We start from the raw sequence: 20,171 nt of genomic DNA, 5'->3' as shown, positions 1-20,171 counted from the left end.
ATGTCCCCGAAAATGACGGATTTTCATTTGATTCCGTCATCTGCGGATGACGGAACTCTGCGAGGCTTCCCCTTCTGGGAGGTTTTTCGACACGCTGAAATGTCCGCCGGATTTTTGATCCGGCGGACATGTATGTTTTTATGCTCTATGGCGCCAGGGGCAGGCGGAGCACAAACTCCGTGCTTCTGCCCGGGGCCGGGCGGGGGGAGAGGAATACGGCTCCGCCGTGCTTCTCCACAATGCGTTTGGTGATGGACAGGCCCAGGCCGCTGCCCGTGCCCGAACGGGCGTCGCTGCCCACTACAAAGGGCTCGAAGATGTACTTTATACGGTCAGGGGGGATGCCCGCGCCGTTGTCCGCCACCCGGAGGACGGCGGCGCCCTCCTCCGCGGATACGTCAAAGAAGAGGACGGTGCCCAGCCGGTTGTGGCGCAGGGCGTTGGAGAGCAGGTTGTCCAGCACCCGGCGGAACTGGAGCTGGTCCAGGGCGCAGAAGACGGGGCGTTCGGGAATGGACACCTCCAGGGAGAAGCCGGCCAGGTCGATTTCATCGTACTTGCCCGCCAGGTACTCCCGCAGAAACTCGCACAGGTCGGTGCGCTCGGTGTGGAGGACAAACTCCGGGTGCTCCACCTTGCTGTACTCGTGGAAGGCGTTGACCAGCTCGGTGAGGGCCTCCGCCTTGCCCTGGATGGCCCGGAGGTAGCGGCCCGTCTCCTCCGGGGGCACCTTGCCGTCGCAGATGGCGTCGATATACCCGGCGATGACGGTGATGGGGGTCTTCAGGTCGTGGGAGATGTCGGCGATGAGCTTCTGACGGCCCTGGTCCAGCCGCCTCCGCTCCGCCTCGCTCTCGGCCAGCCGGTCGGAGAAGCGGTCAAAGCTCTCGCCGATAAGCCGGATCTCCCGTGGGCCGCCGCAGTCCCCCACCCGCACCACCCGGCCCTCCGACTGGGACACCACCGCGTCGTTGAGCCGCTGGAGCGGCCGGCCGATTTTCCGGCGCATCCACCAGATGAACAGCCCGGCCCCCGCCAGGTACAGGGGGATGCACAGCAGCCAGATCCGCCAGGAGTTGGAGTAGTGCCGGAAATAGAGCTCGTCGCTGATGTAATTGCTGCGCAGAAGCACGGTCATAAGCCGGCCGTCCAGGTCCGCGAACTGCTCCCGGTACAGGCTGGCATTGGGAAAGCGGGCGCCGGTGAGATAGAGAAACTCCCGGCGGGTATAGCCGGTCCGTCCGTCCTCCAGGCCGCCGAAGATCACCCGCAGGCCGCTGTCCAGAACCATGACGTCGGTCCGCTCCGGCGTGCCGTCCAGAGTGAAAAGCCGCCGGACCAGCAGGCAGCGGGGCTCCTCCCCCTGCCGGGAGGTCAGCTCATAGACGTTGATCTCCTCGGCGCTGTCCCAGAGCTGGACAAGGCCCAGCTCCTCCGGCTCGCACTGGGCGTCAAAGCCGCTGCCTGTGGCGTAGATCAGCGCGCCGCTGCCGTCATAGACTGCAAAATCGTTCCCATCCCGGCCCAGGTGACGGCGCAGGGCGTCGTAGTCTCCAGAAGAGAGCGCGGGACTCTTCAGCAATCCATCCCAGTCCGGCGGCTGGTACAGGCTGTCCAGCCAGGCGTTCCACAGGGCAAACACCACGGCGGCCATGGCCAGCAGCGTCAGGGTGAAGAGCAGGTAGTTGCGCGCCAGCAGGGTAAAAAGGCTCCCGCGTACGCTCTTATTTTTCAAGCTTGTACCCCAGTCCTCTCACTGTAATAATATAGCGGGGGTTTCTGGGATCGTCCTCGATTTTCTCCCGCAGCTTGGAGATGTGGACCATCATGGTGTTGTCATCCCCCTCGAAGTAGTTGCCGATGGCCCCCTCATAGAGCTGGATTTTGGTAAAGATGCGGCCCGGCGAGCGCATGAACAGGGCCAGAATCTTATACTCCATGGGGGTGAGGGGGATGGGAACGCCGCTTTTTGTCAGCTGGAAGGCGGCGGTATCCAGACTCAGCTCCCGCACTGTGATCACGTCGCTGCTGCTGCGGGCGGCCCGGCGGAGCTGGGCCTTGACCCGGGCCACAATCTCCACCGGGTTGAAGGGCTTGGCGATATAGTCGTCCGCCCCCAGGTTCAGCCCCAGAATTTTGTCGTTGTCCTGGCTCTTGGCCGAGAGGATGAGAATGGGGAGCTCGCTGTATTTCCTCAGGGCGCGGGTAAGCTCAAAGCCGTTCATCCCGGGCATCATGATGTCCAAGATGGCCATGTCAGGCGCGTGCTCCCGGGCCAGCGTCAGAGCGGCGGTGCCGTTCTCCGCCTCTAAAACCCGAAATCCGTCTCCCTCCAGATACAGCCGCAGCAGGGCGCGGATGTCCGCGTCGTCCTCGGCGATGAGAATCAGTGGATTCAAACAGACCTCCTCCTTTTCGTTTGGATGAATGTCTGAGAGAATTTTATCAGATCCCGAAGCCGGGGGAAACCCCAATCTTCCGAAAAGAGGGGGATTTTTGCAAAGCTTAAGGTGGCCCGGAGCGGATAGAGCCGCCGCCCCTGGCCGCCCCGCGGGAGGGAGGATTACCCGTCTGTGCGGACGGAAAAGAAATGCCGCTCCGCCCCGGGGTCCGGATAAGAGACGGCCCCGTAGCCGTCAAAGGTCAGGTCAAAGCTGCTCCCGGCAAGGGTCAGCCCACCGTTGTGGATAACCTCCACCTCCAGGGACGCCAGGGGCGGGCTGTCCGCCAGGGCGGGCGCAAAGTCGAAGCCGTAGGGCGCGCCGGTGACCAGGTAGCCGTCCTCGTCTTCTGCCTGGGCACAGCTGGGGGAGACGTACTGGGCGGCCTCGATGACCACATGCCCGCCTGCCGGGATGGTCACCTCGCAGGGCCAGAAGAAGAAACGGAGCATGCCAGACACGTTGTAGAGCAGGTCCTCAACCCGGGTGAAGGCGCTGTCGTATTCCCCGTCGAACACGCCCCGGAACATGCCTCCGGCCACGGCGGACAGGTCCCTGCCGCTGACATAGTTGAGAATCAGATCGCACAGGGTCCGGTTGAGGGTGCCCTCGGTATAGAGCAGGCTGCCGTCCGGCTGATAGTAGAAGTCCTTCACGCAGTCATAGAGAGCGTTGCCCAGCAGGCCGTCCTCCAGGGTGCCGGGGGCGGTGTAGTCCACCCGGCCGGTGAGCTGGGGCACCGCCGAAGTACAGCTGCCGTCGGTGTAGGCGGTGACAGGGCCCACCTCCAGCGTGCCGCCCACCACGATGATGCGGTGGAGTCCGCTGGCGTTGTCGTTGAGAGAAAAGCTGTACCGGCGGCTCAGACCGTCCTCTGAGAGCGGCTGATAGCCCTCCATGCCGTAGACAAAGACCTGGGCGTCCGGGTCGGAGAGAGTGCAGTCCACCGCCATGGAGGCCGCCCAGGGGTCGTCCAGGCTGTCCCGGACGGCCTCATAGTTCTCCTGGGGCACAATGTCGTACACTGCCGCAGGCTCCTCCCGCAGGGTAATCTGGGGCATGGCCTTGGCCCCGGCCAGGGCGTCGCCGCTGTCCATGGCGTCCCGGTAGTCCTCCCAGGCGGTGAAGGTCCCGCTCCAGCTGTCGCTGGTGCCGGGGAAGAGCGCGCCGCCCACCAGGGGCACGATGCCCGGGTCCAGTTCCAGGGGCTCGCCGTCAATGGTGATGGAGGGCAGATTGGAAGAGGCGGTCAGGTTGCTGGCCTGGGGGTACCAGAGGAGGAAGTACTGCTCTGTGCTGCCGGTATTCTGCACCACATACCGGTCGGTCACCCGGGGGGTGGGGGTGTAGCCCTCAAACCCCTGGGCGTTAAAGAGATCGTCGGTAAAATCAAAGGTCAGCTTCCGCCAGACCTTCAGGCCGGAGCTGTCCCCGTCCGCAATCAGGGGCAGAACAGGGGGATTGTACCAGTCAAAGCCGGTGGTGGGAGCGGTCTGGGCGGGATCTTTTTCGTCGGAGACGGGGGCCTGCGCCTCTGTGCCCAGGGGGAGGTAGCAGAGATAAGTCCACTGGCCGCCCCCGTTGCCCTGCGAGGCGTCCCAGTCCGGGCTCCGCTCATAGAGGTCCAGCCCGGCGCCGTTGATGACTCCCTTGTGGTCCTCCCAGAAGGCGGTGTCCGCCCGGAACATGGTCTCCGCGCCCTGGGGGAGACCCTCCGCCCCGAGGGCCGCTTCAGAAAGCTCCGTCACGGCGCTCAGGGCGCTGCCGCCAAAGACAAAGAGAGCGGCGGTGCAGGACTCTTCCCGGCCCTGATAGGTGGTGAAGTTAGTGCACAGAAGATACCACTGAAGGGCGGCCGCGTCCTCCCAGGTATGGACAGCACCGGCGTCTCCGTTGATGATGGTGACCGGCTCCGCCGGCTCTCTGGTCCGGTTGTCAAAGATACCCAGAATCAGGTTGCCCAGACCACCAGCATGGGAGGAAGCTGCATAGCGCAGCACACCCAGGGTGCGGCCCTCTCCCGGAAGGGAGCAGAGCAGCTCCCAGGTGTCGCCGGGCTGGCCGTCGGGGAACTCTGCCGCCAGCAGCTCGGCCAGCTCCCCGTCCGGGATAGTGTCTCCGGAGCTGGTGGACACCGGGGGCGTGAGGATCTCGCCGCCCGGGTGGAGTCCCCGGAGGAGGGCGGGCAGCGCCGCGGCCAGGGCTGCCGCCAGCACCAGGCAGGCGGCCAGGGAGAGCAGCCTGCCCCACCGGAAGGAGCGGGCGGTCCGCCGCCCGGGGAGGGAGGTAATCCGGCGGCGCAGGTGGTCGGGGGTGTGGAGCGCCTCCACCTCTCTGATATAATCCCGCTTATTCATCGTCAAACCCTCCTATCATCCGTTTCCGCAGGGCTTCCCGGCCCCGCCGCAGCCAGGAGAGGGCCGTGCTGGTGGTGCCGCCCATGATCTGGGCGATTTCGGCGGCGGTATATCCCTCAAAATAGTGCAGGTAGATGGCGTTCCGATACCGCTCAGGCAGGCGGCGCACCTCCTCCAGCACAGAGCCCTCCTCCCGCTCCGGAGCGGGCAGGGCCTCGCTAAGCGCCACCTCCCGTCGGTTCCGGAACAGGTTTTTGCACCGGTTCAGGGTGCAGCGGATGAGCCAGGCCTTCAGGTGCTCCTCGTCAGCGAAGCCCTTGCGGCAGGTGAGCAGCCGCTCAAAGACCTCCTGGGTCACGTCCTCCGCGTCCTCCGGCGACGGGGCGTTGTGGGCCGCCACCCGGTAGACCGTGTCCATATAGTGGTCGCAGGCGTAGGAGAACGGGCTCTCCCGCTGAAATTGTCCGGTCATAGGCTTCCTCCTCCTTTCACCCTTAACACACCCGAAAGCGGCGGATTATTGCAGAATGGAAAAAATAAATTTTTTATTTCGTTGCCGGAAAGTTTACAAACCGTTTACCTGAATTTCAGGTTGGTTTCAGCCTCGACTGCTATACTGTTCCCACTCTGAAAACAGAAAGGAACTTTGATTATGCGGAATAAATGGATGCCTGCGGCACTTGCGCTGGCGATGCTGTTTTCCTGCGCCGCCTGCACGGGCAGTGAGACGGGGGAGAGCCAATCTCCCGCGCCCACCCAGAGCGCGCCCCTCCAGAGCACCGCCGCCCAGAGCGGCGGGACAGAGGAGACCGCCGTGGTCCTCTCCGACGAGGGGGTCACGGTGGACGGCCAGGCGGCCTCCACAGACCCGGCCTCGGCGGTCTATGTGGGGGCGGATATCGTCTATTATGAGGACGGCCACGACGAGACCTACGGCGAGGGCACCGCTGAAGAGGCCCACTCCGCCGAGGAGGCCGCCGCCCACACGGTGGTCACCATCACCCAGCCCGGAACCTACCGGCTCTCCGGCACCCTCTCCGCCGGGCAGGTGGCGGTGGACCTGGGGGAGGACGCAGAAAATGACCCGGACGCGGTGGTCACCCTCATTCTGGACGGGGTGGATATCACCTGTACCGTGGCCCCGGCGGTTATCTTCTACAACGTCTATGAGTGCGGCAGCAAGGACACAGAGACCGCCTCCCCCACGGTGGATACCTCCGCCGCGGGCGCCAACGTGCTCCTGGCCGACGGCTCGGTGAACACGGTCACCGGCTCCCACGTGGCCCGCATTTATAAAGAGGGCACCGACGAAAAGCTCCACAAGTACGACGGCGCCTTCTACTCCAAGATGTCCATGAATGTGGACGGAGCGTCGGACGAGTCGGGCACCCTCAACATCATCGCCGACAACGAGGGCCTGGACAGCGAGCTCCACCTGACCATCAATGGCGGAAGCATCTTCATCACCGCCCAGAACGACGGCATCAACACCAGTGAGGACGGCGTGTCCGTCACCACCGTCAACGGCGGCCGGCTGTCCATCAACGGCGGCCTGGGCGCGGAGGGGGACGGCATCGACTCCAACGGCTACCTGACCATCAACGGCGGGGAGATCGTAGCCGTCGCAAACGGCCAGTCCGGCGACGGAGGCATTGATTCCGACGGGGGAATCTATCTCAACGGCGGCAGTGTGCTGGCCCTGGGCAGCCGGAACGACGCAGTGGAGACCGCCTCCGGCCAGGCCTATATGGAGCTGTCCTTTGCCGGGGAGCAGGCCGCCGGGAGCAGCCTTGTCATCCGGGACAGCGAGGGCAGCGAGCTGGTCAGCTACACCGCCCAGCGGGCGTTCTCCTCCGTGACCTACACCGACGCCGCCCTTACCGACGGGGCCACCTATTCCGTCTATGTGGACGGGGTGCAGCAGCAGTTCACCGGCCACAGCGCCGGCATGGGCGGCGGTATGGGCTTTGGGGGCGGCCGGCCCCAGGACGGGCAGCAGCCTCCCGAGGACATGGGAGAACCCCCGGAGGGCATGGAGAATCCCCTGGAGGATATGGGCGAACCGCCCCAGGACGGCGAAATGCCGGAGGGAGAGCGCCCGGAGCTGCCCGAGGGAGCGGGCGGGGACGGACAGCAGCCGCCTCAGCCCACCGGCGGCGGGAACCGCCAGCCCCCGGAGGACGGCATGGGCGGCGGCGAGGCTGCGGAGCCCTCCACCGAGTTTACCATCTCTGCGGATACCCACAGCTTCTCCGGCGTAACCGGCGTACAGAGTGAATAAGACAGAGCAGCGCCTCCGGGTCAAAGCCCGGAGGCGCTGAGACTGTCGAAAAGGTGCGAAGCACCTTTTCGAGCGGGATGCAGTCCGCCGCGCGCAGCCTTTGTCTGTATCTTGCAGACAAAGGCCACACTTGCGGCCTGAGCAGTGTTTTCTCCGAGGCACATATCCCCGGAGAAAACGGATTTTATTTCCTTCGCGCCTGCGGGCGCGAACTCTGCGAGGCATGTTGACGGCCTGACAAAGCCCGGAAACGCTGTTTGCCGTTTTACAGGGCCTGCGCGACGGCTTCAGCCACCCGGATGCCGTCCACGGCGGCGCTCATGATGCCGCCGGCGTACCCCGCCCCTTCGCCGCAGGGGTACAGGCCCCGGACGGGGGACTGGAAGGCTTCGTCCCGGAGAATGCGCACCGGGGAGGAGGAGCGGGTCTCCACGCCGGTGAGCACCGCCTCGGGGGCGGCGAAGCCTCGGAGCTTCCGGTCAAAGAGGGGCAGGGCGGCACGGAGGGTGCCGGTCACAAAGCCGGGCAGGCAGCGGTCCAGGCTGGTGGGAGTGACGCCGGGGCGGTAGGTGGGTTGGATGCCGCTCAGGGCTTTGGAGGGCACACCCGCCAGAAAGTCCCCCACGGTTTGGGCGGGGGCCCGGAAGTCCCCGCCGCCCAGCTGGAAGGCGGCCTCCTCCCACCGGGCCTGGAAGGACACGCCCGCCAGAGGGTGCTCGCTGCCGTAGTCGGCGGGGGAGACCCCCACCAGGAAGCCGCCGTTGATAAGGGCGCCGTCCCGGGCGCGGCAGCTCATGCCGTTGGTCACCAGCCGGCCCTGTTCCGAAGCGGCGGCCACCACCGAGCCGCCGGGACACACGCAGAAGGTGAAGGCACTGCGGCCGTCGGGCAGGTGGCAGGAGAGCTTATAGTCCGCCGGGGGCAGCTGCTCCCAGGCGGGGCCGAACTGAGCCGCCGACACCGCCGCCTGGCTGTGCTCAATGCGCACGCCGATGGCAAAGGGCTTGGGGGCCATAGGCACCCCGGCGTCCATCAGCATCTGAAAGGTGTCCCGGGCGGAGTGGCCGGGGGAGAGCACCAGGGCGTCGCAGGGCAGATTGTACTGACCGGTGGGACCGTCCACCGTCAGGGAGGTCACCCGGCCGTCCTTCAGCCCCAGGCCGGTCAGCTTGTGGCCGAAGCGGACGTCGCAGCCCAGGCGGATCAGCTCCAGACGGATGGTTTTTACCACATCCCGCAGCACATCGGTGCCGATGTGGGGCTTGTGCTGGTAGAGAATATCCTCCGGGGCGCCCGCCATCACCAGCGTGCGGAGCACGGTGGAGATGCGGCTGTCGTGGGTGCCGGTGGTCAGCTTGCCGTCGGAGAAGGTGCCCGCGCCCCCCTCGCCGAACTGGACATTGGAGGCCGGATTGAGCACGCCGGTGGACCAGAACCGCTCCACATCCGCGGTCCGCTCCTCCACCGGGCGGCCCCGCTCCAGCACGATGGAGGGAATGCCGCTGCGGGCCAGGTAGAGGGCGGCGAAGAGCCCGGCGGGGCCCATGCCAACCACCACCGGCGGCAGGGAGGAGGTGCGGCGCACCGGCGGGAAGGTATAGGGGACATGCTCGTGGAGGGAGACGTTTTTGTCCCGGCAGCGGGCCATGACCCCGGCCTCGTCGGCCACGGTCACGTCCACGGTGCAGACATAGTGGACGTCATTTTTCTTCCGGGCGTCGATGGACTGCCGTGCCAGAGAGAGACGGACCACGGCGTCGGGCTTTATGCCCAGAATGCGGGCAGCCTTCTTCTTCAGCTGGGCTTCCCCGTCGCCGATGGGCAGGGGGATATTTGAAATTCGAATCATAGTACCTCCGTATGGAAGCGCCGGACACCGGCCGGACGCAATAAAAAATGGTATAATGGCTGGAATACAGCCATTATACCATTGCAGAGGGATGGACACAACCCGCCAGAGCCTGGAGGACTCAGACGCAGACGGGGTAATTGCCGGTAAAGCAGCCGTCGCAGAAGCCGCAGTTTGCCTCAGGCGCAATCTTGTGCAGGTTCTCCAGACTGAGGAAGCCCAGACTGTCGGCGCCGATCATGTCCCGGATCTCCTCCACCGAGTGGTGGCAGGCGATGAGGTTTTTACGGTCGGGGATGTCGGTGCCGAAGTAGCAGGGGGCGATGAAGGGGGGCGCGGAGGAGCGCATGTGGACCGCCGTGGCTCCCGCCTCCCGCAGCAGGGAGACGATCTGCCGGGAGGTGGTGCCCCGGACGATGGAGTCGTCAATCATGATTACCCGCTTGCCCGCCACGCAGCTGGCCAGAGCGCCCAGCTTGATGCGCACGGCCTGCTCCCGGCTCTCCTGACCGGGGGTGATGAAGGTACGGCCGATGTACCGGTTCTTCACCAGCCCCACGCCGTAGGGGATGCCGGAGGCCTCGGCGTAGCCCATGGCGGCGTCCAGGCCCGAGTCGGGCACGCCGATGACCACATCGGCCTCCGCCGGGTACTCCTGGGCCAGCAGGCGGCCTGCGTTCCGCCGGGCCTCGTGGACCGACTGACCGCAGAGCACCGAGTCGGGCCGGGCGAAGTAGATGTACTCAAAGATGCACATGTGGCTGGAGGCGGCCGCGCAGTTCTCCCGGATGGAGCGCACACCGTCCCGGCTGGCCACCACGATCTCACCCGGCTCCAGCTCCCGCTCAAAGGTGGCTCCCACGGCGGTGAGGGCGCAGGTCTCGGAGGCGAAGATCACCGCGTCGCCCCGACGGCCCATGCACAGAGGCCGGAAGCCCCAGGGGTCCCGGGCGGCAATGAGCTTCTGGGGAGACATGACGATGAGGGAGAAGGCGCCACGCAGACCCTTCAGAGCCTGGCACACTGCCTCTTCAGCGGAGGGGCAGCGGAGCCGCTCCTGGGCGATGGCGTAGGCGATGAGCTCGGAGTCGGTGGTGGTCTGGAAGATGGCGCCCCGGTACTCAAAGGCGGTGCGCAGCTGGCCGGCGTTGACCAGATTGCCGTTGTGGGCTACGGCCAGAGTGCCCTTGACGTACTTGAGGGTCAGGGGCTGGGCGTTCTCCCGGCGGCTGCCGCCGGTGGTGGCGTAGCGCACGTGGCCCACGGCCATGGTGCCCCCCAGTCGGTCCAGAATTTCGGGGGAGAACACCTCTCCCACCAGGCCCAGGTCCTTGTGAAAGGCCAGCTCACGGTCCTGAATGGTGGCGATGCCGCAGGCCTCCTGACCCCGGTGCTGGAGGGCAAAGAGACCGTAATAGGTGGTGCGGGCGCAGTCTCCGGCGGGGTCCAGCACGCCGAATACGCCGCATTCCTCGTGGATTGACACGAAACGATTCTTCCTTTCTGAAAGGGGATGGATGAGCACGGAAACGGTGCTCAGACACGACAATCAGCCCTCCGGCCGGGCCGCCGTGAGAGGCAGCCCGGCCGTGAGGGCGGAGTGAGGAGTCCTGGCCGAAAGCCGGACGGATTATACATAGAAGAGCAGGTCGCGGTAGGTGGGGAAGGGCCAGTGGGCGCGGTCCACCAGCAGCTCCAGCTGGTCGGCGATGGCACGGGCGGCCTCCATGGCGGGGAGGAGGGTCTCGGCGCAGTACCGGGCGCTCTCCTTCACGTCCTCGGGCATAGCGGCCACAGCCTTATCCAGCGCCTCGGTGCGCTCCATAAGGGCGCTGGTCTTGTCGGTGATGGTGCGGACCAGGGCGATCTCGCCTTCCGCGGAGACGCCGATGGACCCCTTCACCGCTGCGCCCTGGGCCACCTGGCTGGAGTAGGAGATGCAGGCGGGGATGATCTGCTTGCGCAGGATGTCCAGAGAGGTTCTGGCCTCGATGAGGATGGTCTTGGCATACTCCTCCTGGGCGATCTCCTGGCGGGAGTGGATCTCCTCGGGGGTGTAGATGCCCTGGGAGGTGAAGAGGGCCACGTTCTTCCCGTCGTCGAAGTGTTCCAGGGCTTCGGGGGTGTTGTGCAGGTTCATCAGGCCCCGGCGGGCGGCCTCCTCGGGCCAGTCGGCGCCGTAGCCGTTGCCGTTGAAGAGGATGCGGCTGTGGGCGGAGAGCTCCCGGCGGACCAGGGCGGAGAGGGCGGCGTCAAAGTCGGTGGCCTGCTCCAGCTCCCCGGCATACAGCCCCAGGGACTCGGCCACAGCGCAGTTGAGCATGATGTTGGGGCAGGCGATGTTGAAGGAGGAGCCGGGCATACGGAACTCAAACTTGTTGCCGGTGAAGGCGAAGGGGGAGGTGCGGTTGCGGTCGGAGTTGTCCAGGGGGATGGGAGGCAGGGCGGTGACGCCGATGTCCATGCTGCCGGGGGCGGCATCGCTGTGGCCGGTGCCCTGGATCAGGGCGCTGATCACGTCGGACAGCTCGTCGCCCACATAGACGGACACAATGGCGGGCGGGGCCTCGTTGCCGCCCAGGCGGTGGTCGTTGCCCGCGCTGGCCACCGAGATGCGCAGCAGGTCCTGGTACTCGTCCACGGCTCGGATAACGGCGGTCAGGAACAGGAGGAACTGGGCGTTGTCCATGGGGGTCTTGCCCGGGTCCAGCAGGTTCTCGCCGGCGTCGGTGGACAGGGCCCAGTTGTTGTGCTTGCCCGAGCCGTTGACCCCCTCAAAGGGCTTCTCGTGGAGCAGGCAGACAAAGCCGTGGCGGTCGGCCACCTTCTTCATCACCTCCATGGTCAGCTGGTTCTGGTCGGTGGCCAGGTTGGCGGTGGTGAAGATGGGCGCCATCTCGTGCTGGCTGGGTGCAACCTCGTTGTGCTCGGTCTTGGCATAGATGCCCAGCTTCCACAGCTCTTCATCCAGGTCGGCCATGAAGGCCTTCACACGGGGCCGGATGGAGCCGAAGTAGTGGTCCTCCATCTCCTGGCCCTTGGGGGCGGGAGCGCCGAAGAGGGTCCGCCCGGTGAGAATCAGGTCGGGACGCCTGGCGTAGTCGGCCTTGTCGATGAGGAAGTACTCCTGCTCGGGCCCCACGGTGGCGGTGACCCGGCGGACCTCCTTGCCAAAGAGCTTGAGCACCCGCACCGCCTCCCGGCTAAGCACGTCCATGGACCGGAGCAGAGGGGTCTTTTTGTCCAGAATCTCGCCCCGGTAGGAGCAGAAGGCGGTGGGAATGCACAGGGTGTTATCTTTGATGAAGGCATAGGAGGTGGGATCCCAGGCGGTGTAGCCTCTGGCCTCAAAGGTGGCCCGCAGGCCGCCGGAGGGGAAGGAGGAGGCGTCGGGCTCACCCTTGATGAGCTCCTTGCCGGAGAACTCCATGATGCCGGTGCCGTCCCCGCAGGGGGAGAGGAAGGCGTCGTGCTTCTCGGCGGTGACGCCGGTCATGGGCTGAAACCAGTGGGTGAAGTGGGTGGCCCCCTTCTCCACAGCCCAGTCCTTCATGGCGGAGGCCACCACATCGGCCACCGCCGGGTCCAGGGCCTCGCCCTCCTTGATGGTGCGGCACAGGGCGCGGTAGGCGTCCTTGGTCAGGCGCTCCTTCATCACGGACTCGTTGAACACCATACTGCCAAACAGCGCGGGAATCTTCTTCATAACGCTCACTCCTTAAATTTGTGCCCGAAATATGCAAAAGGCGCCGCGGCAGAAGCCGCAGCGCCTTTGCTGCCATGTTACAGGGGATAAAACCCCGGGGATGACGGACCGTCAGCGGCCCGAACCGGCGCCTTTGCCGGTGCTCTGGTAAAATGCCTCTACCTCGGCTTCCTCTCTGGACAGGCCCTTCTCCTCGTACTGGGCGATGGCGTGGAGCATCCGGTCGTAATCCCGGGGGAGGATTTTCTTGAACAGAGGGAGGTAGTGTTCAAAGTCGGCCAGAATGGTCTTGGCCTTGGGAGAGCCGGTGGCCGCCGCGTGGGCCTGGATGAGGGCGCGCAGCTCCTCAGCGTCGTATCGCTCCGTCACCGGGTCCATGGACACCAGCTCTTTGTTCAGACGCAGGTATAAATCCCGCTTCTCGTCCAGCACGTAGGCCACGCCGCCGCTCATGCCGGCGGCAAAGTTCTTGCCGGTGGGACCCAGAATGACCACCCGGCCGCCGGTCATATACTCGCAGCCGTGGTCGCCCACGCCCTCTACCACAGCCGCGGCCCCCGAGTTGCGGACGCAGAACCGCTCGCCCGCCACGCCGTTGAGGAAGGCCTTGCCGCCGGTGGCGCCGTACAGGGCCACGTTGCCCACCAGAATGTTCTCTGCCGGGGCAAAGCGGCTGCCTCTGGGGGGATAGACCACCAGCTTGCCGCCGGACAGACCCTTGCCCAGGTAGTCGTTGGCGTCGCCCTCCAGCTCCAGGGTCACGCCTGCGGGGAGAAAAGCACCGAAGGACTGACCGCCGCCGCCGCTGCACCGGATGAGAAAGGTGTCCTCAGGGAGGCTGCCGCCGTGGAGACGGGTGACATCCGAGCCCAGAATGGTGCCCACGGCCCGGTCGGTGGAGGACACCGGCAGGGACAGCCGCATGGGCCTGCCCTCGGCCAGGGCCTCGCCCAGGGTGGGCTCCAGGAACTTCAGGTCCACGGTGTTCTCCAGATGAAAGTCGTAGACATCCGCCGGGTTGAACCGCTGCCCCGGCTGTCCGGCCCAGGGATTGCGGAGGATGGCGGACAGGTCCACTGTGGCGGCCCGGGGGTTGGCGGCGGGGGTGCGGACCATCAGCAGATCGCTGCGGCCCACCAGCTCGTCCACGGTGCGCACGCCCAGCTTTGCCATGTACTCCCGCAGCTCCTGGGCGATGAAGCGCATAAAGTTCACCACGTACTCCGCCTTGCCTCTGAATCGCTTGCGCAGCTCCGGGTTCTGGGTGGCCACGCCTACAGGGCAGGTGTCCAGATTGCACACCCGCATCATCACGCAGCCCAGGGCCACCAGGGGGGCGGTGGCGAAGCCGAATTCCTCGGCCCCCAGCATACAGGCAATGGCCACGTCCCGGCCGGACATGAGTTTGCCGTCCACCTCCAGCATGACCCGGGTGCGCAGGCCGTTCTGGATCAGAGTCTGGTGGGCCTCAGAGAGCCCCAGCTCCCAGGGCAGGCCCGCGTTATGGATGGAGGTGCGGGCGGCGGCGCCGGTGCCGCCGTCGTAGCCCGAGATGAGAACCACCTGGGCGCCGGCCTTGGCCACGCCGGCGGCCACGGTGCCCACGCCGGCCTCGCTGACCAGCTTCACCGAAATGCTGGCCTGCCGGTTGGCGCATTTCAGGTCGTAAATCAGCTGGGAGAGGTCCTCAATGGAGTAGATGTCGTGGTGCGGGGGCGGGGAGATAAGGGTGACGCCGGGGGTGGAGTGGCGGCACCTGGCGATCCAGGGGTACACCTTTCCGGCGGGCAGGTGCCCGCCCTCGCCGGGCTTGGCGCCCTGGGCCATCTTAATCTGAATCTCCTGGGCGCTGACCAGATACTCGCTGGTGACGCCGAACCGGCCGGAGGCCACCTGCTTGATGGCGGAGTTGCGCTCCGGGTCGCGGAGCCGGTCGGGCTCCTCGCCGCCCTCGCCGGAGTTGGACTTGCCGCCCAGCAGATTCATGGCCCGGGCCAGGCACTCGTGGGCCTCCTGAGAGATGGAGCCATAGCTCATGGCGCCAGTCTTGAAGCGCCTGACAATGGAGTCCACGCTCTCCACCTCGTCCAGGGGGAGGGGGTGAGCGGCGTACTGGAAATCCAGCAGACCCCGGAGGGTATGGGGCCGGGTTTCGTCGTCCGCCATGGCGGTGTACTGCCGGAAGATTTCGTAATTGCCCTCGTGGGTGGCCTGACGCAGAAGGCGGATGGTCTGGGGATTGAAGAGGTGGTCCTCACCGTCTCCGGGGCGCTTTGGGGAGGCAGGCTCCTCCTCAAGTGGCGTCTCAAAGGCTTTGGAATGGTTTCGGTCCACCATGGCCCCCATCTCATCCAGACCGATGCCCCCCACCCGGGAGACTGTGTTGGTGAAGTGGCGGTCGATGACATCCTGCCGGATGCCCACCGCCTCAAAGATCTGGGCGGACTGGTAGGATTGAAGGGTGGAGATGCCCATCTTGGCGGCGATCTTCACGATGCCGTGGAGCACGGCGGAGTTGTAGTCGGCCACAGCGGTGTGGAAGTCCTTGTCCAGCCTGCCCGACTCAATGAGGTCCACAATGGTCTCCTCCACCAGGTAGGGGTTTACTGCCCGGGCGCCGTAGCCCAGCAGGGCGGCGAAGTGGTGGACGTCCCGGGGCTCGCCGGTCTCCACCAGGATGGACACCGCCGTCCGCTTCTTGGTGCGGATCAGGTGCTGCTCAATGGAGGACACGGCCAGCAGGGAGGGAATGGCCACGTGATTCTCGTCCACACCCCGGTCGGAGAGGACGATGACGTTGGCACCCTCCCGCCAGGCACGGTCCACCGACAGGGCCAGATGGTCCAGGGCCCGGTCCAGGGGGGTATTTTTATAGTAGAGCATGGACACGGTCTCCACCCGGAAACCGGGCTGGTCCATGGCCTTGATCTTCATCATGTCGGTGGAGGTGAGAATGGGGTTATGGATCTGGAGGACCCGGCAGTTGTCGGCGTTCTCCTGGAGCAGGTTGCCGTCGTCGCCCACATACACGGTGGTGTCGGTGACCACTTCCTCCCGGATGGCATCGATGGGCGGGTTGGTCACCTGGGCGAAGAGCTGCTTGAAGTAGCTGAACAGGGGCTGGTCCTTGGGGTCCAGCACGGCAAGGGGAATATCCACGCCCATGGCGGCGGTGGGCTCAACGCCGGCCTCCGCCATGGGAAGAATGGTGCCGGTGACGTCCATATCGGTGTAGCCGAAGGCGGTGCGCAGCCGGACCAGGTCCTCGTGGCTGCGCCGCTCCACCCGGCGGTTGGGGATGGGCAGGTCACGCAGGTGGAGCAGGTTCCGATCCAGCCACTCGCCGTAGGGCTGTCGGGCGGCGTAGGTCTCCTTCAGCTCCTGGTCGGAGATGATGCGGCCCTGGACCGTGTCCACCAGCAGCATCCGTCCGGGCTGGAGCCGGTCCTTGCGGATAATCTCCGTGTCGGGCAGGTCCAGCACGCCCACCTCGGAGGAGAGGATGAGCCGCCCGTCGTCGGTCAGGTAGTAGCGGGAGGGGCGCAGACCGTTGCGATCCAGCACGGCGCCCACCACGTCGCCGTCGGAGAAGAGGATGGAGGCCGGGCCGTCCCAGGGCTCCATCAGGGTGGCGTAGTACCGGTACAGATCCCGGCGGGCCCGGGAGATGTTCCGGTCCTCCCGCCAGGGCTCGGGGATGGCCACCATCACCGCCAGGGGCAGGTCCATGCCCGCCATCATCATAAACTCCAGCGTGTTGTCCAGCATGGAGGAGTCGGAGCCGGAGGCGTCGATCACCGGCAGCACCTTGTCCATGTCCCCGTCCAGCAGGGGGGTGTACATGGTCTCCTCACGGGCCAGCATACGGTCGGCGTTGCCCCGGATGGTGTTGATCTCACCGTTGTGGGCCATGAGCCGGTTGGGGTGGGCCCGCTCCCAGGAGGGATTGGTGTTGGTGGAGAACCGGGAGTGGACAAGGGCAATGGCGGACTCATACTCCTCGCTCTGGAGGTCGGGGTAGAACCGCCGTAGCTGGTGGACCAGGAACATGCCCTTGTAGACAATGGTGCGGCTGGACAGGGAGGGCACGTAGGTGCTGCCGTTGGAGTGCTCAAACACCCGGCGCACCAGATAGAGCTTTCGATCAAAGGAAAGGCCGGGGGCCAGGCCGGCGGGCCTGCCGATAAAGGCCTGCTCAATGCAGGGCATCTTGGCCAGGGCCTTTTGGCCCAGAATCTCGGGACAGACCGGCACCTTCCGCCAGCCCAGGAAGGTGAGTCCCTCCCGGGCGGTGAGCAGTTCGAACATCTTCTTGGCGCGGCGGCGGACGTTCTCATCCTGGGGAAAGAAGAACATGCCCACGCCGTAATCCCGGGGGCCGGGGAGAGCAATGCCCACATCCCGGGCGGCGTTGACAAAGAAACGGTGGGAGATCTGGAGCAGAATGCCCACGCCGTCGCCGGTCTCGCCGGCGGCGTCCTTGCCGGCCCGGTGCTCCAGCTTCTCCACAATCTTCAATGCGTCGTCCACGGTCCGGTGGCTGGGCCGGCCGTGGATGTCCACCACGGCGCCGATGCCGCAGCTGTCATGTTCAAAAGAAGGGGAGTAGAGTCCCCGCTGTCGTCTGGTTTTCATGGTGGTTGCCCCTTTCCGGGCGGCCCGGGCGCGCCTGCCGCCTGAAAATAAAAAAGAAGATGCTCCGCCCATGGGGGTCGGAACACCTTCGTTCTCAACTGATAGCGTAAGTATAGGAGCAAAGCGGCCGTTTGTCAAGAGAAAATTTTCCCTGGCAGAACATCTGTCCTTCACAGACGGAGCCGGAGGACCCTGTCCTCCGGCTCCCGGTCAATCATTCGATATGGACGTGGTTGTGGATGTGCTCGGAGCAGTAGCAGTAGTAGCCGTTGCACTTGGAGCAGTAGCGGAACTCCTCGTCGGGGTAGTCGGTGTCGGTCTTGCCGCAGACGGCGCACTTGTGGATATATCCCTTCTGCTGCTGGGCGTGCCGGGTGGCCTGCTTGAAGTTGATGGTCTGGCGGGAGGTCTGGTGCTTGGTCCGATGGAATGTACGGGTGAAGAACCCGGCAATGTCCGACCAGAAGAAGAGCAGGTAGTTGAGCATGGCAACCAGGGGCGGAATCACCGAGACAAGCATGAAGGGCCCGTAGAGCACCGTGTTCACCAGCCCTCTGCCGATGCCGAAGAGGAACAGGGCCGCGTCAATCCAGGCCAGCCACTTGGCCTTCAGAGGGATGACAAAGAAGAGCAGGATGGTCAGATCGGGGAACAGGGTGGCCATGGAGAAGAAGAGGGACATGTTCAGATACTCCGCCCCATGCAGCGTGGGGATGGGGCCGGAGAAGCCGCCCAGGAACAGGGCCAGAATCAGGCCGGAGAGGATGTTCAGCAGCACGCCGGTGCCGTAGAACACGGTGAATTTGGTGGAGCCCCACTCCCGCTCCACCGCGCTGCCGATCCACCAGTACATGTACAATGAGAGAATGAACCAGAAGGGGTTGTTGTCCAGCGGGATAAAGATAAAGGTGATGAGGCGCCACACCTGGCCGCGGACGATGTAATAGGGACTGAAAGTCAGGTAATCAGAGATGGGGAAGGGGCCGAACATGTCCAGAATATACACAATGGCGGTGCCGATGACGATGTACATCATCAGGTTGGGGATGGCCAGCCTGGGATGCTTTCTGCAGAAGCGGTCAAACCAGCTGTCAATGGAGCGCAAGGCAAGTCCTCCTAACAATCAAATTATGCTGTGCATCATTCTACCCGCTTTTTTTCGTAAAGTAAATAAAAAAATAGCGCAGAGCGCTATTTTTTTACGCCCATACGGCCACGGTATGGCCGTGGGCTGTGATTTCAAGTCCATGGCGCGGCAGAGCGCGCCATATGGACATTTTTTATCGTCCGCAGAAAGCGGACGATAAAAAATCTGTGAACATTCTTCCACGGAGCGGAAAAGTATGTTAAACTGAAAAAACCGACAAAACATACCTTGAGGAGGCATACGCCATGAGCGTGGTAAGAGATATGTCCCTGGCCGAGTCCGGCCGCAGGAAAATCCAGTGGGTGCGGGACTTTATGCCCGCCCTCAGCGGAATTGAGGCCCGTTTTGAGCGGGAAAAGCCCTTTGCCGGGCTGCGGGTGACCGTATCCGTCCACCTGGAGGCTAAAACCGCCAATCTGGGCCTGGTGCTGGCCAGGGGCGGCGCTGAGGTGCGGCTCACCGGCTCCAACCCCCTCTCCACCCAGGACGACGTGGCCGCCGGCCTTGCCAGCCTGGGGGTGGAGACCTTCGGCGTCCACGGCGCCACGGCGGAGGAGTACGAGGACCATCTGGTCCAGGCCCTCTCCCACAAGCCCCACCTGATTGTGGACGACGGCGGCGACCTGGTTCACCTGCTGGGCGGCAGGCGCTCCGATCTGGCGGAGAACCTCATCGGCGGCTGCGAGGAGACCACCACCGGCATCCTGCGCCTGCGGGCCCGGGAGCGGGAGGGCATCCTGCCCTGCCCCATGATGGCGGTCAACGACGCCAAGGCCAAGCACTACTATGACAACAAGTACGGCACCGGCCAGTCCGTGTGGGACGCCATCATGCACACCACCAACCTCATTGTGGCGGGCAAGACCGTGGTGGTGGCCGGGTACGGCTGGTGCGGCAAGGGCGTGGCCATGCGGGCCGCGGGCATGGGCGCCGACGTGGTGGTCTGCGAGGTGGACCCCTTCAAGGCCCTGGACGCCACCATGCAGGGCTTCCGGGTGATGAAGATGGACGAGGCCGCCAAAATCGGCGACGTGTTCGTCACCGTCACCGGTTGCAGGGACGTGATCACCCCCGCCCACTTCGCCGTTATGAAGCACAACGCACTGCTCACCAACGCCGGCCACTTCGACTGCGAGGTGGACGTGGCGGGCCTGGCCGGGATGGCGGTGAAGCGGGAGCTGCGCCGGGACAACATCGAGGGCTTCACCCTGCCCGACGGGCGGGTGCTCAACGTCATCGGCGAGGGCCGCCTGGTGAACCTGGCCGCCGGCAACGGCCATCCCGCCGAGATTATGGACATGTCCTTCGCCGTCCAGGCCCTGGCGCTGGAGTGGCTGGCAAAGCATCGGGACGGCCTGGAGAAGAAGGTCTACAACGTGCCCGACGAGATTGACGACCAGATCGGCCGGGTGAAGCTGGCCGCCCTGGGTCTGTCCATCGACACCCTGACCCCCGATCAGGTAGAGTATCTCAACGGCTGGAAGGCCTGAGTATTGTGTCCCGTCGCCGGTTTTCCGGCGGCGGGACGCTCTTTGGCGGGACAATTTAGGGAGACTGTGAACCTGAACCCAAGAAAACTGTTGACAAAGGGAAAAAATCTGATAAAATACTCTACGCAAAAGTGAATACGCCTTATCAAGAGCGGTGGAGGGAACGGCCCGATGAAGCCCGGCAACCTGCGCATTGCGCAAGGTGCCAAATCCGGCGAGAGAATCGAAAGATGAGGATGGAACTGACTCCATGCGCTCCGCCGGC

The 20,171-nt window shown here is 64.9% G+C and carries 11 protein-coding genes and 1 riboswitch; of the genes, 2 read left to right on the top strand and 9 right to left on the bottom strand.

The genetic code is table 11. The features are described 5' to 3' along the window. Positions 1–145: 145 nt before the first annotated feature. From QZY67_RS04350 to QZY67_RS04335, 4 genes are all read right to left on the bottom strand, one after another. A complete protein-coding gene (locus QZY67_RS04350; RefSeq protein ID WP_295368731.1) occupies positions 146–1,735 on the bottom strand; it encodes a HAMP domain-containing sensor histidine kinase in 1,590 nt (529 codons plus the stop codon). Then, positions 1,725–2,399, bottom strand: coding sequence for a response regulator transcription factor (locus tag QZY67_RS04345; protein ID WP_294536625.1), 675 nt, complete (start codon positions 2,397–2,399; stop codon positions 1,725–1,727). Before QZY67_RS04345 ends, QZY67_RS04350 begins: the two co-directional genes overlap by 11 nt. A 164-nt stretch (positions 2,400–2,563) precedes the next feature. Continuing rightward, entirely contained in the window at positions 2,564–4,798 is a 2,235-nt protein-coding gene (locus QZY67_RS04340) for a hypothetical protein (RefSeq protein WP_295368730.1), read from the bottom strand. Next, a complete protein-coding gene (locus tag QZY67_RS04335) occupies positions 4,791–5,270 on the bottom strand; it encodes a sigma-70 family RNA polymerase sigma factor (protein WP_295368729.1) in 480 nt (159 codons plus the stop codon). Before QZY67_RS04335 ends, QZY67_RS04340 begins: the two co-directional genes overlap by 8 nt. Positions 5,271–5,450: 180 nt before the next feature. Here QZY67_RS04335 and QZY67_RS04330 point away from each other — a divergent pair, with 180 nt between their 5' ends. Then, on the top strand, positions 5,451–7,079 hold the full coding sequence (locus QZY67_RS04330; protein WP_295368728.1) for a carbohydrate-binding domain-containing protein: 1,629 nt from the start codon (positions 5,451–5,453) through the stop codon (positions 7,077–7,079). 265 nt (positions 7,080–7,344) lie between these two features. Here the strand turns inward: QZY67_RS04330 and QZY67_RS04325 are convergent, their stop codons facing one another. The 5 genes from QZY67_RS04325 to QZY67_RS04305 all read right to left on the bottom strand — a co-directional run bounded on the left by QZY67_RS04325 (position 7,345) and on the right by QZY67_RS04305 (position 18,374). Then, the gene (locus tag QZY67_RS04325; RefSeq protein WP_295368727.1) at positions 7,345–8,928 is read right to left on the bottom strand and encodes an FAD-dependent protein; all 1,584 of its coding nucleotides are present in this window, start codon (positions 8,926–8,928) and stop codon (positions 7,345–7,347) included. 121 nt (positions 8,929–9,049) lie between these two features. Then, on the bottom strand, positions 9,050–10,414 hold the full coding sequence (gene purF / locus QZY67_RS04320) for an amidophosphoribosyltransferase (RefSeq protein ID WP_295368726.1): 1,365 nt from the start codon (positions 10,412–10,414) through the stop codon (positions 9,050–9,052). Between the two features lie 144 nt (positions 10,415–10,558). Continuing rightward, positions 10,559–12,634, bottom strand: coding sequence for a glutamine synthetase III (locus QZY67_RS04315; RefSeq protein WP_295368725.1), 2,076 nt, complete (start codon positions 12,632–12,634; stop codon positions 10,559–10,561). Between the two features lie 111 nt (positions 12,635–12,745). Then, complete coding sequence (gltB, locus tag QZY67_RS04310) at positions 12,746–17,269, bottom strand: glutamate synthase large subunit (protein WP_295368724.1); 4,524 nt, start codon at positions 17,267–17,269, stop codon at positions 12,746–12,748. 214 nt (positions 17,270–17,483) lie between these two features. Then, positions 17,484–18,374: a rhomboid family intramembrane serine protease gene (locus tag QZY67_RS04305; protein ID WP_295368723.1), complete on the bottom strand. Its 891-nt coding sequence runs from the start codon at positions 18,372–18,374 to the stop codon at positions 17,484–17,486. Between the two features lie 287 nt (positions 18,375–18,661). On the opposite strand from QZY67_RS04305, the gene QZY67_RS04300 reads away from it, so the two are divergent. After that, the gene (locus QZY67_RS04300) at positions 18,662–19,906 is read left to right on the top strand and encodes an adenosylhomocysteinase (RefSeq protein ID WP_295368722.1); all 1,245 of its coding nucleotides are present in this window, start codon (positions 18,662–18,664) and stop codon (positions 19,904–19,906) included. Between the two features lie 139 nt (positions 19,907–20,045). After that, positions 20,046–20,143, top strand: a riboswitch (SAM riboswitch). The last annotated feature ends 28 nt before the right edge of the window (positions 20,144–20,171 follow it).

The sequence above is a fragment of the uncultured Pseudoflavonifractor sp. genome, assembly GCA_904419835.1.
In the GTDB taxonomy this organism is placed as follows: domain Bacteria; phylum Bacillota; class Clostridia; order Oscillospirales; family Oscillospiraceae; genus Pseudoflavonifractor.
The sequence above is the reverse complement of the archived record's forward strand: the minus strand, read 5'-3'. Positions and strand labels throughout refer to the sequence as shown.